At 55.2% G+C, this 14,543-nt stretch carries 20 protein-coding genes; 14 read left to right on the plus strand and 6 right to left on the minus strand.

Annotated features, from left to right (window positions below; all coding sequences use genetic code 11):
- Nucleotides 1–282 precede the first annotated feature (282 nt).
- The 3 genes from MYS68_RS32255 to MYS68_RS32265 all read left to right on the plus strand — a co-directional run bounded on the left by MYS68_RS32255 (nucleotide 283) and on the right by MYS68_RS32265 (nucleotide 3,280).
- Nucleotides 283–1,365, plus strand: coding sequence for a cation diffusion facilitator family transporter (locus MYS68_RS32255; protein ID WP_248929714.1), 1,083 nt, complete (start codon nucleotides 283–285; stop codon nucleotides 1,363–1,365).
- Nucleotides 1,366–1,407: 42 nt separating this feature from the next.
- Nucleotides 1,408–2,484 carry a MerR family transcriptional regulator gene (locus MYS68_RS32260; RefSeq protein WP_248929715.1) on the plus strand — a complete coding sequence of 359 codons (1,077 nt, stop codon included), beginning with the start codon at nucleotides 1,408–1,410 and terminating at the stop codon, nucleotides 2,482–2,484.
- Nucleotides 2,485–2,566: 82 nt separating this feature from the next.
- Complete coding sequence (locus MYS68_RS32265) at nucleotides 2,567–3,280, plus strand: class I SAM-dependent methyltransferase (protein WP_248929716.1); 714 nt, start codon at nucleotides 2,567–2,569, stop codon at nucleotides 3,278–3,280.
- A gap of 400 nt (nucleotides 3,281–3,680) precedes the next feature.
- On the opposite strand, the gene MYS68_RS32270 is transcribed toward MYS68_RS32265, so the two are convergent.
- Nucleotides 3,681–4,202, minus strand: a complete 522-nt coding sequence (locus tag MYS68_RS32270; RefSeq protein WP_248929717.1) for a hypothetical protein — start codon at nucleotides 4,200–4,202, stop codon at nucleotides 3,681–3,683.
- Nucleotides 4,199–4,675 (minus strand): hypothetical protein, encoded by a 477-nt coding sequence (locus MYS68_RS32275; RefSeq protein ID WP_248929718.1) that lies wholly within the window; start codon nucleotides 4,673–4,675, stop codon nucleotides 4,199–4,201. The genes MYS68_RS32270 and MYS68_RS32275 overlap by 4 nt, the downstream gene beginning before the upstream one ends.
- A gap of 304 nt (nucleotides 4,676–4,979) precedes the next feature.
- Here MYS68_RS32275 and MYS68_RS32280 point away from each other — a divergent pair, with 304 nt between their 5' ends.
- The 8 genes from MYS68_RS32280 (at nucleotide 4,980) to MYS68_RS32310 (ending at nucleotide 9,668) form a co-directional block, all read left to right on the plus strand.
- On the plus strand, nucleotides 4,980–5,279 hold the full coding sequence (locus MYS68_RS32280; RefSeq protein ID WP_248929719.1) for a LiaF transmembrane domain-containing protein: 300 nt from the start codon (nucleotides 4,980–4,982) through the stop codon (nucleotides 5,277–5,279).
- Between the two features lie 39 nt (nucleotides 5,280–5,318).
- Nucleotides 5,319–6,002 (plus strand): PspA/IM30 family protein, encoded by a 684-nt coding sequence (locus MYS68_RS32285; RefSeq protein ID WP_248929720.1) that lies wholly within the window; start codon nucleotides 5,319–5,321, stop codon nucleotides 6,000–6,002.
- Entirely contained in the window at nucleotides 5,999–6,493 is a 495-nt protein-coding gene (locus MYS68_RS32290; protein ID WP_248929721.1) for a PspC domain-containing protein, read from the plus strand. The genes MYS68_RS32285 and MYS68_RS32290 overlap by 4 nt, the downstream gene beginning before the upstream one ends.
- A 4-nt stretch (nucleotides 6,494–6,497) precedes the next feature.
- Nucleotides 6,498–7,163: a PspA/IM30 family protein gene (locus tag MYS68_RS32295; RefSeq protein ID WP_248929722.1), complete on the plus strand. Its 666-nt coding sequence runs from the start codon at nucleotides 6,498–6,500 to the stop codon at nucleotides 7,161–7,163.
- Between the two features lie 165 nt (nucleotides 7,164–7,328).
- Nucleotides 7,329–8,411: a polysaccharide deacetylase family protein gene (locus tag MYS68_RS32300; protein ID WP_248929723.1), complete on the plus strand. Its 1,083-nt coding sequence runs from the start codon at nucleotides 7,329–7,331 to the stop codon at nucleotides 8,409–8,411.
- A 27-nt stretch (nucleotides 8,412–8,438) separates the two neighbouring features.
- Complete coding sequence (locus MYS68_RS38705; RefSeq protein ID WP_275983586.1) at nucleotides 8,439–8,573, plus strand: hypothetical protein; 135 nt, start codon at nucleotides 8,439–8,441, stop codon at nucleotides 8,571–8,573.
- A 149-nt stretch (nucleotides 8,574–8,722) separates the two neighbouring features.
- The gene (locus tag MYS68_RS32305; RefSeq protein ID WP_248929724.1) at nucleotides 8,723–9,127 is read left to right on the plus strand and encodes a DUF3905 domain-containing protein; all 405 of its coding nucleotides are present in this window, start codon (nucleotides 8,723–8,725) and stop codon (nucleotides 9,125–9,127) included.
- A gap of 97 nt (nucleotides 9,128–9,224) precedes the next feature.
- Entirely contained in the window at nucleotides 9,225–9,668 is a 444-nt protein-coding gene (locus tag MYS68_RS32310) for a BrxA/BrxB family bacilliredoxin (protein ID WP_248929725.1), read from the plus strand.
- A gap of 69 nt (nucleotides 9,669–9,737) precedes the next feature.
- Here the strand turns inward: MYS68_RS32310 and MYS68_RS32315 are convergent, their stop codons facing one another.
- Both MYS68_RS32315 and MYS68_RS32320 read right to left on the minus strand, forming a co-directional pair.
- Entirely contained in the window at nucleotides 9,738–10,175 is a 438-nt protein-coding gene (locus MYS68_RS32315; protein ID WP_248929726.1) for a hypothetical protein, read from the minus strand.
- A gap of 14 nt (nucleotides 10,176–10,189) precedes the next feature.
- The gene (locus MYS68_RS32320) at nucleotides 10,190–10,897 is read right to left on the minus strand and encodes a tyrosine-protein phosphatase (protein WP_248929727.1); all 708 of its coding nucleotides are present in this window, start codon (nucleotides 10,895–10,897) and stop codon (nucleotides 10,190–10,192) included.
- Between the two features lie 225 nt (nucleotides 10,898–11,122).
- Here MYS68_RS32320 and nadE point away from each other — a divergent pair, with 225 nt between their 5' ends.
- The 3 genes from nadE to csaA all read left to right on the plus strand — a co-directional run bounded on the left by nadE (nucleotide 11,123) and on the right by csaA (nucleotide 13,457).
- Complete coding sequence (gene nadE, locus MYS68_RS32325; protein WP_248929728.1) at nucleotides 11,123–11,932, plus strand: ammonia-dependent NAD(+) synthetase; 810 nt, start codon at nucleotides 11,123–11,125, stop codon at nucleotides 11,930–11,932.
- A 404-nt stretch (nucleotides 11,933–12,336) separates the two neighbouring features.
- A complete protein-coding gene (gene acpS / locus MYS68_RS32330) occupies nucleotides 12,337–12,729 on the plus strand; it encodes a holo-ACP synthase (protein WP_248929729.1) in 393 nt (130 codons plus the stop codon).
- Nucleotides 12,730–13,127: 398 nt separating this feature from the next.
- Nucleotides 13,128–13,457, plus strand: a complete 330-nt coding sequence (gene csaA / locus MYS68_RS32335; protein ID WP_248929730.1) for a chaperone CsaA — start codon at nucleotides 13,128–13,130, stop codon at nucleotides 13,455–13,457.
- Nucleotides 13,458–13,535: 78 nt separating this feature from the next.
- On the opposite strand, the gene MYS68_RS32340 is transcribed toward csaA, so the two are convergent.
- Nucleotides 13,536–13,898 carry a c-type cytochrome gene (locus MYS68_RS32340; RefSeq protein WP_248929731.1) on the minus strand — a complete coding sequence of 121 codons (363 nt, stop codon included), beginning with the start codon at nucleotides 13,896–13,898 and terminating at the stop codon, nucleotides 13,536–13,538.
- A 28-nt stretch (nucleotides 13,899–13,926) separates the two neighbouring features.
- On the minus strand, nucleotides 13,927–14,526 hold the full coding sequence (locus MYS68_RS32345; RefSeq protein ID WP_248929732.1) for a hypothetical protein: 600 nt from the start codon (nucleotides 14,524–14,526) through the stop codon (nucleotides 13,927–13,929).
- Nucleotides 14,527–14,543: the final 17 nt, after the last annotated feature.

A 14,543-nucleotide genomic window follows, 5' to 3' on the forward strand; every position in this document is an offset into this window, starting at 1 on the left:
TTACCTGCACATCCTTACATAGTGTTCCCCGAATGGGACCGGCTGTTCCCAAGGTCGCTGCACCTAATCCAACCTTCCGGCCGAAAAATATTCGGGACAACAAATATTTAACGAAAATGTGCCCGGAAATGTTTCAATTTTTTGTAAAAGAAGATTGTCAAAATGTCTGATTAGTCATATACTATATATGAGCAAATATTCATATGTATGACGATCGATCGCGTAGATCGTTCATAACGGCGGAGCTAAGCCGTATTATCCCATTCTTACAGGAGGTTCAGCATGAAAGATCGGCAACACGAGCTGCCGCATGGCGGCAAAGATCACAATCATACCTGCGGACACGGTCATGACCACGACGATCACCCGCATCATTCCGGCGAGCATAGCGATCATCCGGGGAATCGTCACGACGGAAATCATTCGCATCATAACCATCATTCGCATCACCACCATCACGGGCATCACGATCATCATGGGCATCATCATGCGCATATGCCGAATAACCGCAAGGGGCTGACCTTGGCTTTAATAGTCACCGGAGGGATCATGCTGCTCGAATTTTTCGGGGGGCTGTGGAGCGGTTCGCTCGCGCTGCTTGCCGATTCGTCCCATATGCTGAGCGACGTGGTAGCCATCGGTCTCAGTTTGTTCGCGATGTGGTTTTCCGCACGGCCGGCATCGGCAAGCAAAACGTTCGGCTTTCATCGTTTTGAAATTATCGCCGCTCTTTTTAACGGAGTCACGCTGTTCGTTATTGCCGGCTTCATCGTCAAGGAAGCCTATCATCGCCTGCTTGCGCCAAGCGAAGTGCAAAGCGGGATCATGATGGCTATCGCCGCGGTGGGGCTGCTGGCCAACCTGCTCAGCGCCTGGTTTTTAATGCGGGAAAGCGACGTGAAGGACAACATCAACGTGCGCAGCGCCTATTTGCACATATTGGGCGATGCGCTCGGTTCGGTCGGCGTGCTTATCGCCGGCGGCTTGGTGATGCTGTTTTCGTGGAATTGGGCGGATCCGGTGATCAGCGTCATCGTTGCGCTGCTTGTGCTGAAAAGCGCGTGGGGCGTCATCCGTCACGCTATGCACATATTGATGGAGGGGACCCCGTCCTCGGTCGATACCGGCGAAGTGAAGCGGGTGCTGATGACGATCGACGGGGTGACGGATGTGCACGATTTGCACATTTGGACCATATCTTCCGGACTCGACTCGCTCAGCTGCCATGTGCGGATCGAAGATGCTGCGGACAGTCAGGCCGTTCTTCAGCGGGCGGTGCGGCTGATCGAAGAGCGGTTTCATATCCATCATGCGACGATCCAGGTGGAAAACTCCACATTGCAGCATGCCGACTGTAAAATGTAAACTATACCGTAACGTGAAAGTTTTGAAGGGAGTATTGGTCGTTTGAAAATCCATGAGGTGGCGCAAAGGCTCGGACTGACGCCGCGGACCATTCGGTTCTACGAAGAGAAGGGGCTGCTTGCTCCGGCCAAGCAGCCGGATAACGGATACCGCCGGTTCAGCGAAGCCGATGTATGGCGGCTTGCAACGGCGGCCGCGCTGCGTGAGGTCGGCATGCGGCTGGAAGATATTCGCCGGCTGATCGGCGAACTGGAGAAGGATAACGCCGATGAGGCCGGCTATTTGTTGGAGCTTCAGCGCTCGGCGATGTTCGCGCAGTGGCTGGAGCTGCGGGAGATGATCGGCACGCTCGACCGAATGATCGAAGAGAGCGCCGGGGATGCGGGCGGCGGGGGGCTTGCGGGCTCCCGTCTATACGAGCTGTCGGATCGGCTCAGGCGGCTTAAAGAGCGGCGGAGCGAATGGATCGACCGCTGGAACTTCGATGCGCTGCCGGCTTTGGCGGGCAGCGGGCAGCCGGATTTGACCGGCCACGTGCCTCCGCCGGCCGAATACGGGCAGGCGCTCGATATGGCCGTGCAGTGGGTGGCGCCGCGTCCGGGCGAAGCCGGCCTCGATATCGGCACCGGCACGGGTGCCCTCGCCGAGCGGCTGATGCGGCATGGCGCGCGTATGGTCGGCGTCGATCAATCCCGCCGCATGCTCCGCCACTGCAAGAGCAGGCTGCCGGGGCTGACGACCCGGCTCGGCAACTTTTTGACGCTGCCGTGTTTTGACGCGCAGTTTGACTTTGTGGTCAGCAGCTTCGCGCTGCATCATTTGAGCGAGGAGCAGCATCCGCTGGCGCTTGAGGAAATGGACCGCGTGCTCAAAGACCGGGGCCGGCTGTGCATTGTCGATGCGATGATCGCCGGGGACGAGGGCGGGACGGCGCATACGATGACCGCCGCCGACAGAGGCGAAGCTGCGCCTGCGCCGAAGAAGATCGGCATCGACGGGGAGCAGCCGGCCGACCGGGACCGGCTCGTCCGTTTGCTGCAGGCGAAAGGTTTTGTCGCGATCCGGCAGCGGGTGGCCGGCGATACGCATATTATTTATGCGGTGAAAACAACCTCTTGAGCTTCACGTTACGTGAGCCTCTATGATGAAGTGGCGGGACGAAGGCGTCCTGCAGCGAACTTCGGAATGGAGGCTTTTTGCTATGGTAAAACAGAATGAACCCGATCACAGTCAAATTTATGCCGAAGAGGCGGAGCGGTACGACCTGCTGGTCGCCCGCGAGATGAGGGAAGAGGTGTTTCGCGCGATGGACGAAATCGCCGATTGGCGCGGCAAAGTCGTCGTCGAGCTCGGCGCCGGTACCGGCAGCCTTAGCGTGCGTATCGGTGCGTCCGCCCGTTCGCTCACGCTGCTCGATGCGTCGCCGCATATGCTGGAGCTGGCCGGGCGCAGGCTAGCCGAAGCGGGCATCCGCCACGCGCGATACGCGGAGGCGGATCACCTGGCGCTGCCGCTGGATTCCGCGAGCGCCGACATCGTGCTCGCCGGCTGGACGCTGTGCTACGCGGCCAGCTCGGACAAGCCCGAATGGCAGGCGCGGCTGCGCCGGGCGATGGGCGAAATCCGGCGGGTGCTGCGGCCGGGCGGCACCGCCGTCATTATTGAGACGCTCGGCACGGGGAACGAGACCCCTCAGCCGCCGTCGTTTTTGCAGCCGTATTACCGCGAGCTGGAGCGGACGTACGGGTTTCGGCACCGCTGGGTGCGCGCCGGCTTCAAGTTTGCGTCCGCCGAGGAGGCGGAGCGGCTGGTGCGCTTTTTCTTCGGCAGCGAGCTTGCGGATCGCGTCAAAGCGGAGCGGCTTACTGCGGTGCCCGGGTGCGCGGGCATTTGGTGGCGGCAGATGACGCCGTAATGGCACGAGAGCTCTTGCCGAGCAGGTCTTCGAATGATTAAACAGAAGATAGATAGTACCAAAATCTTGGTTTATTTCGAGTCCGATTGCTCCGGTCGGGGCAAATAAGCGCAATCACTTGGTTTATTCGTGCGCCGAACCTTTTTCCGAGGGGACTGAGGGGAATTTAATCCCATTTTTTACGCTTATGTGCCAAAAAGAGGGTTTGGCGGCGGCGATAAACCAAGTTTTTGTGCTTATGCTCCATAAGCCGTTGCCGTTTGCATAAGCCCGCGTGGGGTTCGACCGACCGCCGTGGAGCGCCGAAACGCGCGACTGGGATTCTCGCTATGAGTGGGTCACCTCTTACTGAGGTGCTATCAGTCCACTCTGCTCGAGCACTGCACTTAACGGCTGGCGGTCAGGTTTCAACCCGCAACGCTTCCTTTTTGCTGTGGCGTCTTGCAAACTGCAGCACCCGGACGTTGAGTGCGTATACGGCGATGTAGACGAGAACGGAATATTCGATTCTCCACGTTTTGTACCGGAACACGCCCGTTTTCCAGGCGAGAAATTCCAATCCCCACGAAACGAGCGCGCACAATATGACGAATCCAAGCACCCTGTAGCCGTGCGGCTTCCACAAATCATAGGCATACATCGCCAAATATCCCGCCGGAGGGTAAAGGAGAAAGTAAGTGAGCAAATCGATCAACTCCATTGAAGGATTGTCGCTGATATCATACATGTCGTAAGGAGGGACCGCTATGATCAAATCCACCGTGAGTGACAGGAAAGCGTTAAACAGCCAGATGTAATATATTTCGATTTTTGCAAAACGCTTCGGCAGCGCCAAGGTCAGCGTCATCACCAAGGCGAGGCTTCCCAAAACGAACCATTCGTTGATGTCGTAATCGTTCGGCAGCGGAAGCAGCTTATTCAAGCCAGTCCCCCCTTTTTGGCGATATCGTGCCGGAACCACTGATAGAAGAGCGATACTCCGATAATCGAAATCCCCCATTTGATCACAGAAAACCAGAAATTCCAATACGTGTACGTGAAGAAGCCCCATTTTCGGCACAGCTCGTCAAAACAAGCGATCCCAATGGAACCGAGCACAACCGCCGGCGCATAAATCCCCCAATGAAAACGAATTCGCTTCAGCAAAACGGTGAACCAGACCATCAGGCAGGGAACCCCGACAATCCGGAACAGCTCGAGAAACCAAAAGCTGACAAGACTATCCGTTAGTTCGATCCATTTCAGGTTAAGCGTAGATAAGGTGAATATGATCTGCGTAAAAATACAGGAAAACAACAACACCGCACCTATCTCCAAAGGGTGAAAATATCGCTTGGTCAGCGGAACCGATGCTGCTATCGCCGCATTGGCCACGATTGCATAATATACGGCCATTTTGCTCCCTCCTTCACGAAGCAGCTTGTTCCAAAAAGCTTTTTTTACACGATCGGTAAAGTAGTATGGCTTGTTAGTTTCAAGTATCTCCTTCTTGTAGCGAAATATGTGAATCGCAGGCGCGGATACGCGGATAAAGGAGATTCCGGTCCTCGGGTCGGACTTGTCCCCCGTCTTTGGTCTAGGGCCAAAAACCGCCGCAGGTCCGTTTTGGAAGGCAGGTAAATTCCCTAGAATAAAGACATAAGCAAGCGATAAGCAATCAACTACAAACAACCTACTTTGAAAGGCGGTGAGTACATAAATGAAATTGAATCGAAACGTCGGACTCGCGGCACTGCTCATTTTTTTCGGATCTCTGATCCTGCTGCACAAAACGGGGATTCACATGGGCCACTTGATGGGATATCTCATTCCGATCGCGATGATGGGTCTTGGTTATTTGGGATTCGTTAACGGGAAAAAGGTGATCGGCCTCATCATCGGCGGACTGGGCGCTCTGATTCTCCTTGGCAAGCTGAGCTGGCTGATCGGCATCGCCATAGCGATCGGATTGATCGCCTACGGAGTGTCGCTGCTGAAGAGAAATTCGCAAAGTTATTAACCATTATTAATTCGATAGAAAAGGCAGGGTGAATGATCCATGAGTCTAGGCAAAAGATTGCGCGACATCAGCGTAGCGACGCTGAACGAAATGCTCGAATCGTCGGAAGATCCGGTTCGCTTGATCGACAAATATTTGGCCGCGCAGGCCGAGCAGATTCGCTCCTCCGAGCGGCTGCTGTCCCAGTGCCTGGCGCATTCGCAGTCCGTTCGCCAGCAGCACCTGGCGGCGGAGCAACTGAAGCAAAAACGCGAGCAGCAAGCGATGCTGGCCCTGAAGGCCGGCGAAAATGAAATCGCCCGGCTGGCGCTGCAGGAAAAGCTGCAGCAGGAAGAGCTCAGCGCGAATTACAAGGCGCTGTATGAAGAAAGCAAGCTCGCCATCGTCGAGCTGGAGGAGCAGCTGCGGCAGCTGAAGGCCGACCTCGATGAGGTCGCCGCGAAGCGCAGCTACTACCTCGCCCGCCTCGAGGCGGTGCGGCTGCAGCAGCGCATGAACGAGCGGCTGCGCGGCGCAGGCGGCGGCATGGGAACGCCGCGCATGTTCGATCGGCTCGATGAGCGCGTCGCCGATCTTGAGCTGAACGCCCGCACGCTTCGCGAAGTGCGCGGTCAAGCCCGCGAGGCGCTGCGTTACGCCGGCGCCGCTGCGAGCCAAGCGGTCGAGCTCGAACTTGCGAGCTTGCGCCGCAAACTTGAACAGGAAGGTTGGATGAATCGATGAGTAAACTGTATCGTTCGCGTACGGACCGGAAAGTGACCGGGCTTTGCGGCGGACTGGCGGAATGGTTGAATTTTGACGCAACCTTGCTGAGGGTCATCGTCGTCATAACGGCATTTTTCTCCGGAGGCGTGGTCATTCCGCTGTATTTCCTGGCGAGCCTCGTCATTCCGAAGGAGCCTTACCCAGGCGGAGAGCCATACGGATACGGCGGTCCGAGCTTCGGATTTGCCGGCTGCCATCACCATGGACACCGGGATCACCGGTTCGGTCACCGTCATGAACGCCAGTATCAGGAAGGCCATTATACGCAAGCGGGAAGCGCTTCGTATGCAGGCCAGAGCTCGCATAACCCGAACGATTTGGATGCAATGATGAAGGATATCGAGAAAAAAGCGCTTTGGAAAGAAATTGAGGAGCTGCGCGCCAAAGTCGCCCAGTTCGAAAAGCAGCAAAACCAAAATGAAACTATCAACCATAAAGAGGAGAAGTGAGACCATGGGAGTATTTAAACGTTTGAGCGATATGACGAAAGCATCTATGCACGAATTGCTGGATAAGGTAGAGGACCCGATCGTAATGCTGAACCAATACCTCCGCGACATGGAGGAAGAAATTGCCCAGGCTGAGGTGACGGTGGCCCGCCAAATCGCAAACGAGCGCAAGCTGAAAGAACGTTATGAGGAAGCGGTGCGCCTCGCGGCGAAATTCGAAGAGCAAGCGACAAGCGCGCTCAAGGACGGCCAGGAGGCCGCAGCCCGCCAGGCTCTCGAACAGAAGCTGTATTACGAGCAAAAAACCGGCGAATACCAGGAAATGCACCAGCAGGCGAAGCAGCAAGCCGATGAGCTTGTCCGCCAGCTCCATGAAATGAAAGATTCGTTTTACCAAATGCGCAACAAGCGCAGCGAGCTGATTTCCCGCGCCCAGCTCGCCAAGGCGAAAAAGCAAATGGCTGAAGTAACGGCCAGCAACGTGATCGAAGGCGGCCATGCGGTGCGCGGCTTCCGCCGGATGGAAGAGAAAATCATGCAGCTTGAAGTGGAGGCGGAAATCGCGCGTACGCCATATGCCGGCACCAGCTCATATAATCCGGTTGACGCCGCGAAGCAGCAAAAGCTCGACGAGCAAATGGAGCTGTTGAAACAAAAACTGAACGGGTAACCGTTTTAATCATAAACGCGGAAGGCAGTCCTGAAAAGGGCTGCCTTTTTGCGCCATTTGTGGAAAAAAGATCAGAGGGAGCGGCGTCGGCCGCGGAGCCATAATAAGGGTACAAATCAAACAGCATCATCATGTATGATCTGTCGATACCGGAGGCATACGCCTATGAGCAGAATCAACTACTTTTTGGCGATGGCTTCCATAGCGGCAGGCATCATCATCGCCGTTTTGTTCGCCTCAGCTTCCCCCGGTGCTCATCAGGCTCAGCCGCAAAAGCCAGTGCCGAACGAACAGATCTCCGCGGATGCGCAGCAGGGTGCCCCCTTGTCTGCAGATACCGGGGAACGTCTTTCATCTTCGCCGGCTACCGGCCGCGAAGGTAACCGGCCTCAGCAGATCGGGCGGGATTCCGGAATTGCGGAAACGGATCCTGGCGAAGCGGTCCGGCGTTCTCATCCTGCCGACGATCATACTGCAAGCGAGACCGCTCGGCAGATGACGGAAAGCCGGCCGGCTCCGCAACCTTTCAGCTCTGCCCACGAATCGCTCATGGAGGAGAAGGATGCGCCGGGCGGCGAAGCGGACCGGCCTGCCGTACCGCCCCGTAAGGAGCCGAAAATCGCTTACCTGACGTTCGACGACGGACCGTCCGGAAGCACTCCGAAAATATTGGACATTTTGAGGCGCTACAACGTAAAAGCGACTTTTTTCGTCATCGGCAACACGACGGAGGAAGGCAAAGCGATGTACAAAAAAATTGTCGAAGAAGGCCATGCGCTCGGCAACCATACGTTTTCTCACAACTACGGCAAAATTTACAGCTCTGTCGAGGCGTTTCGGGCCGATCTTCAAAAGCTGGACGATTTGCTGTACGAAACGGTCGGCATCCGTCCCGACATTATCCGATTTCCCGGCGGGTCGAACATTCATTTAAGCCGTCGGTCGGGAGGTCGAACCATGATGAAAAATATTACCCGGGAAATGGCAAATCGAGGATTCCAATACTTTGATTGGAATGTCAGTTCGACAGATGCCGCAGCTCCCGTGCAGGATTTGGAGGCGATTGTCACTTCCGTTGCCGCGAACAGCCGCAATAAGGACCGGATCATCGTGCTGATGCACGACAACACGCGGAAAACGACGACTGTAGAGGCTCTGCCTCGCGTGATCGATAAGCTGCGGGCCGATGGCTACAGTTTTGACGTGCTGACCAAGAATTCGTTTACGTTTCAATTTCTTAAGCCATAATAACAGCATGAAAGGAGTGAGCCCGAAATGACCCAAAGTTCGATCAATTCCAAAGCCCAGGAACAGCAGGAGCAAAAAAACAAGCAGCTCAAAGGCATGGATACGAACAACGACGGCAACTTCGATAAAAAACTGGACGGCCCGAGCCGGCCGCAGGACTGAGCGGCGGTTCATCCGAGCCCGATCCGGATGAATTCCGAACCGATAGTCTGCAGTTATTCTCACATTACGAATACAGCTACCCTGCGGAAAGCTCAGCCTATGCTTACGAAGTCAGCTTTCCTTCGGAAAGCTTTTAGGAGGGACAGCCCATGAACGAGCACGATGAGAAAGAAATCCGGCCGCTCCGGGGCGAGGGCGACCTCGATCCGTTTGAAATCAACTTTTTGCCGCAGTTTGAAAAAGGAAGAGGCCCTCGCGAGCCCTTCGTGAACAAATACGGAGTCGTCATCGGCGATCACGACTATGAATCCGAAAATTCGCCGCTCGAAAATTGGGACAAAAACACGGACCCGTCGATCATGTCCGGCGACGAGTGGGTGCATCCTTTTAAGGATATCGGCTTTCATTCGGCGGAGAACCGCGACTACTTCGAGAAGGGCATTCCGCCGCAATCCGACATTTTCATGCATCCTGACAAAGACGTAGCATACGAGTACAAGCAGCCGAAAACCGGGGACAACAATAACGAACCGGACGGTGAAAGCGGCAAATAACTTTGCGGCAAAAACGCTTTGCTTTCATTCCAAGCCGATGTATAATATTACTTAAGCAATTTTGTAAACAAACATGTTGGTTAAGGAGTGAAAGCCGATGTCAATGTCTTTTGAAGCATATATGAGAGATATGGTCCAGCCGATGCGCGACGATTTGACCCGTATCGGAATCAAGGAACTGCGCACCCCGGAAGAAGTGGTGGAGCACCTGGTGGAAGGCGAAGGCTCCAAAGGCACTTCCCTCCTCGTCATCAATTCCGTATGCGGCTGTGCAGCCGGACAATGCCGTCCGGGCGTAGCCAAAGCGCTGCAAAACGAAGTGAAGCCGGATCATCTGTACACGGTGTTTGCCGGACAAGACAAGGAAGCGACTGCGAAAGCGCGCGAATATTTGGCTCCTTACCCGCCGTCCTCCCCGTCCATCGCATTGTTTAAGGACGGACAGCTGGTGCACTTTATCCAGCGCCACCAGATCGAAGACCGTTCCGCCGAAATGATCGCGAGCGACTTGGTCGGCGCATTCGAGCAGTACTGCAAATAAGCTGTTATGTATGAAAAAAACTCCCGTGAGCCGGACGTAAGGGTCCTGCGGCGGGAGTTTTTTGCATGACTACGCATTTGTATCCATGTTCTCTTTTCTCAAGCTGTCAAAAATCGGAAAGCACGCCCAAAAAGTTAATCCGAGCAAAAGAAGATGAGCCGCTGCTCCGACGAACAATTTCACATCGCCCATCCCGGCAAACGTCCACCAGAACAAAGGGGGAAGCTGAAAAGCGGCCAAAACAAAAATGCCGAGCAAAATGAAATATTTGATGATGCGAACTATTTTATTTTCCGCCGCTGCAAATAACAGCAGGACCAGCAGATATATTCCCGCCGCCACACTGGCTGTGGACCACAAATCGACGTACCCGGACGCCGAACCCGCTTCCGATCCCAAAAAGGAAAAGTCAAAGACGTTTTGCCGGTATCCAAACGCGATGGCGATGGAGAATATCGCGGATAAAGATGCGGAGACTTTCATTTTCCGGACTAATCCAGCGTTCATGATCTTCCCCGCTCCTACAGACCGATCACTTGCTTCATCCGGCCGAGTATCGCATCCGCTGCCGCTTTTCCTTGATGAGCCTCGATAATCCGGAAGCCTTCGGACAAGTTCGGTTTGCGGCCGACATTGTGGGCGTCCGTCGCAATCGTATGCACCTCGCCGCGGTCCAGCAGCCGGAAGGCGAACGTTTTGGCGTCCTCGTTGTTTTTGCCGAGCAGGCTGTCGACCGTGACCTGCGTCCAGGCGCCGGCTTCCAGCAAAGCGGTGAGCAGCACCGGATTGTCCCGGAAAAATCCATGGCGCTCCGGATGAGGAATAATCGGGGTAACCCCCTGCCGCACGAGATATTCGACGATGTCGAGCGAATCGGGACAGTAGCCTTTCCACGGCTGTTCGATCAGAAGGAACGACGATCCCCCTGCGAGGTAGTGAAAGTTTTGCAATCGGTAATGCTCATGGAAAAAGTCCGCGCTTTCCAGACACAGCTCGTTGCCGCGGCGAATCGTGATGCCGACGGCCGCTTCGTCCAGCGCCGCCTGCAGCTCGCGAATGCGTTCGTCGACCAGAGCCTTATGGCTGATGTAGCCTGTTTTGTAATGAGGCGTCGCCACGATATGACGCACCCCGTCGTCGTAGGCGATTCGCGCCATCGCCAGCGCTTCGTTCAAATCTTGCGCACCGTCGTCTATGCCGTGCAAAATATGGCAGTGAATGTCGATCATCTTTCCGTCTCCTCTCCGTATGAACAGCTTGTATAATCTCTATGAAATTTATCGTATATACTAACAAAGCTTCGCGGAAAAATCTACGGTTTTTCTGGCGAAACGTTCAAGCGGATGTGCTTGAGACCGAGGCGGTCACCGGAAAGCGGTTCCCTGACTTGCAATCTTTAGCGGCTGGACTATACTAGAAGAAAACGGCGGATAAGCGGGAAGGGTGGAGGTATAATGAGCTTGCAGCAGGAAATCATCGCAAAGCTTGGCGTAAAACCGGAGATCGACGTGGATGAGGAAATTCGCAAAAGAGTCGATTTCCTTAAGGAGTATGTGCTGAAGGCGGGAGTGGACGGACTTCTTATCGCAATCAGCGGCGGAATCGACAGTGCGGTGACGACGGGACTTTGCAAAAAAGCTACGGATGAGCTTACCGCCGAACGTGGCCGGGAATTCAAGACCGTCGGCGTCTTTCAACCTTACGGCGAGCAGGCCGACATCTCCGACAGCTATGCGGTGGCGGAAGCGTTCAACCTGAAATACCGGGTCGAAACGAATATCGAAGAGGCGGTCAACGAGATTGCGCTGGAAGCGGAATACGGCTTGAAATCGATCGGAGTTCACAAGCACTTAAGCCGTGGAGGCAAGGGCAACGTGAAGGCAAGAACTCGCATGGTGGTGCAGTATGCGTTGGCGTTCGAGCTGAATCTGCTTGTCGTCGGCACCGATCATGCGTCGGAAGCGATCACCGGCTTTTTCACCAAATATGGCGACGGTGCGGTCGACATTACGCCGCTCAGCACGCTCAACAAGCGGCAGGTGCGGATGCTTGCGAAGTCACTCGGCGTCCCGCAGAGCGTGCTCGACAAGGCGCCGACGGCCGGCCTTTGGGAAGGGCAAACGGACGAGTCCGAGCTCGGCATTACCTACGAGGACAACAGCGACTATCTCGAAGGCAAGGAGATCGATCCTGCCGTCAAAGAGAAGCTGGAGAAGCAATATTTGAAAACCGAACATAAGCGCGCCCCGATTCCGGGAATTTAAGCACGCTGCGGGAAGGGCGGTTCCATTCGGGTGGAATCGCTCTTTTGTATAAGGGCTTCCTGGATGTTGCCGGGTTAAGCGGGACCATAGCGGAACTATAGTTCGCTAAGTGGATCAATTTCGGATATGTTTGGAAATTAGCGGAACTCAGGTGATCTATTTGCCTGTTTGTCCGATGTTCACGCCACTTTTCACCGATGTAGCGCACCTCAGTTCCTCTATTTTTTCCAATGTGCCCATTTATCCGAGAATAGCGAACGTGGGTTCCGCTATGTTTGCTGCAGTGGACGCCCTACTGGAAGAGAGCGCGCCTATGGAGGCTGACCCGGTTTTCCCGCCTTTCGTATTGGCGGTTTGAAATAAGGGAAGCCGGATCAAAAGAATGAGAGAGTGGGTATTATAACGTGATCTTTGGGGTAGGAACGGATGTTCTTGAAATCGAACGGGTGCAAAAGCTGCTGGCCCAGCCCGCCGGCGACCGGTTTATGCAGCGGGTGCTCACGCCGGAGGAGCTTGAGCTCGCCGCCCGGCGAAAAGGCAGGCTCGCCGAATTCGTCGCCGGCCGTTTCGCTGCGAAGGAAGCCGCCGTCAAGGCGCTCGGCTGCGGCATCGGCAAGCAGGTCGGCTTCCGGGATATCGCCGTCCTGCCGGACGAGCAGGGCAAACCGCATTGCCGGATATCGGATGCCGCCTTGGAGAGGCTTGGGTTATCCGACCGGCGGCTTGCCGTCCATTTGAGCATCTCCCACAGCGTTGCGGTAGCGATGGCGTACTGCGTAATTGAGGAGCGGCCCTAATAAGATTTCCGTGCTTGGGCATACTAAGCCATATTTGGCGAGTAAAGGAAGCGGACGGCGAACGGATTCGCTCCGCAAAACTGCAGGAGGTGCCAGCATGGGCGAACATCAGGAAAGACATTCGGAGGAACATCGCTGCCTACAATGCGGATATCCTTTAATCCGGCGAAAAGAGACGTTTGAATGTTTTGACACGGAAGATTGGCACTTGATGGAGTGTCCCAGGTGCCGTCAAAGCCGGTCGTTCGGGCTTTTTTATTCTGAATAGCCGGGGTGTAACATTAATATAACGTGCTGCATAAAAAAACAGCCTGCTCGCGCGCAGGCTGTTTTTTAAACGCGTGTATGGTATGCTGTTGGCGATGAAAAACCTTTCTGGTTATGGAGGCAATCGTACAATGGCAACAGTACAGGACTTTATGAATCTCGATATTCGCATCGGCACGATCATTCATGCCGAGCCGTTTCCGGAAGCGCGCGTTCCCGCCATCAAGCTGCGCATCGACTTCGGCGAGCTTGGGGTGAAGCAGTCGAGCGCGCAAATAACGCATCGCTATGAGCCGGAAGGACTTATCGGCAGACAGGTGGCGGCCGTAGTCAACTTCCCGCCGAAGCGGATCGCCGGTTTTATGTCGGAGGTGCTCGTGCTCGGAGGTGTCCCCGGTTCCGGAGACGTTGTGCTTCTCCGGCCGGATACGGACGTTCCGAACGGCACCCCGGTCGCGTAAAAGGATGACGCGGAGAAGATTGCTTCGGTTCGAAGGCAGGTATTTTACAGGTTTACAGGTTCGGCTTTGCCCGGCCGGTTATTTCTTGGTACTCAGCCAGTCCGCCAAAGCGGCCACATCCTCAGGCTTCAGCTTCGTGCCGAAAGAGGGCATGCCGCCTCCGCCGTTTGAGATTTGTTTCGCGATCTGCTCCTTGCTCATTTTTCCGGCTACGTGCTGCAGATTCGTTTTCGGCCCGACCTTTCCCTCGAGGTTCGTGCCGTGGCAGGACATGCAGTTTTGCTTGAATAATTCCTGCACGGGCTGGGGCGCATCCGTCAAATACGGCCCTGGCCCGCTTTGCGCGAACTTGTCCGTTTTCCCGGCGGCGTCGCCGTTTCCGCAACCTCCCGCAAGCGCCGCCACAAGCAGGAGCGCGCCGCCGATCATCGCTTTTTTCATTGGTTTTATGCCCCCTCTCCCACAATAATCAAGATTCGGCATGCAGCGGTTTCCGCTGCGCCCTGATTTTCTTTCTCCGCCGCCGGCCCCGGTTCCAAAAACCGATCAGCCAGGCGAAGAATACCATGCTCAGCCCGCCGAAGCCTTCCAGCAGCATCGTCGAATAGCCGAGGTAACGCAGCGCTATCACTGCCGTGAGCGCAAACATCCACAAGCTTAAATAGAGCAGCGGCCTCCCCAGATACATGCTCACGAATGCGTATCCGATAGCTAGCACAAATCCGTGCAGGAGCGGTACGAAAAACGGATCGACCGCCTGTACGTAGTCCAGGATCATCACCGTACCGATCAGCATCAGCACGCATAATGTAACCGTGCCGAGAAGCGCGAGGCTTGTCCGGCGGAGCAGGCTCCTTTTGCCAAAGAGGGAGAACAGCAAGCTGAGCAGGACGGCGGCGTAAAACGAAATTCGTTCCACGCTCTCCAAATCCCGCCATTGGCTGAAAAAGCCAAGCACCCCTGCAATCATCCACTGGGCTCCCCAAATATATAAAAACACCGCGTACGGACGGGCTTTCTTTCGGTAATACGATTTCCGCTGCAGGCCGTATTCTTGAGTCTGTTCCATGCTCCAATCACCTATAT

It is taken from the genome of Paenibacillus hamazuiensis, from assembly GCF_023276405.1.
GTDB lineage: Bacteria > Bacillota > Bacilli > Paenibacillales > NBRC-103111 > Paenibacillus_AF > Paenibacillus_AF hamazuiensis.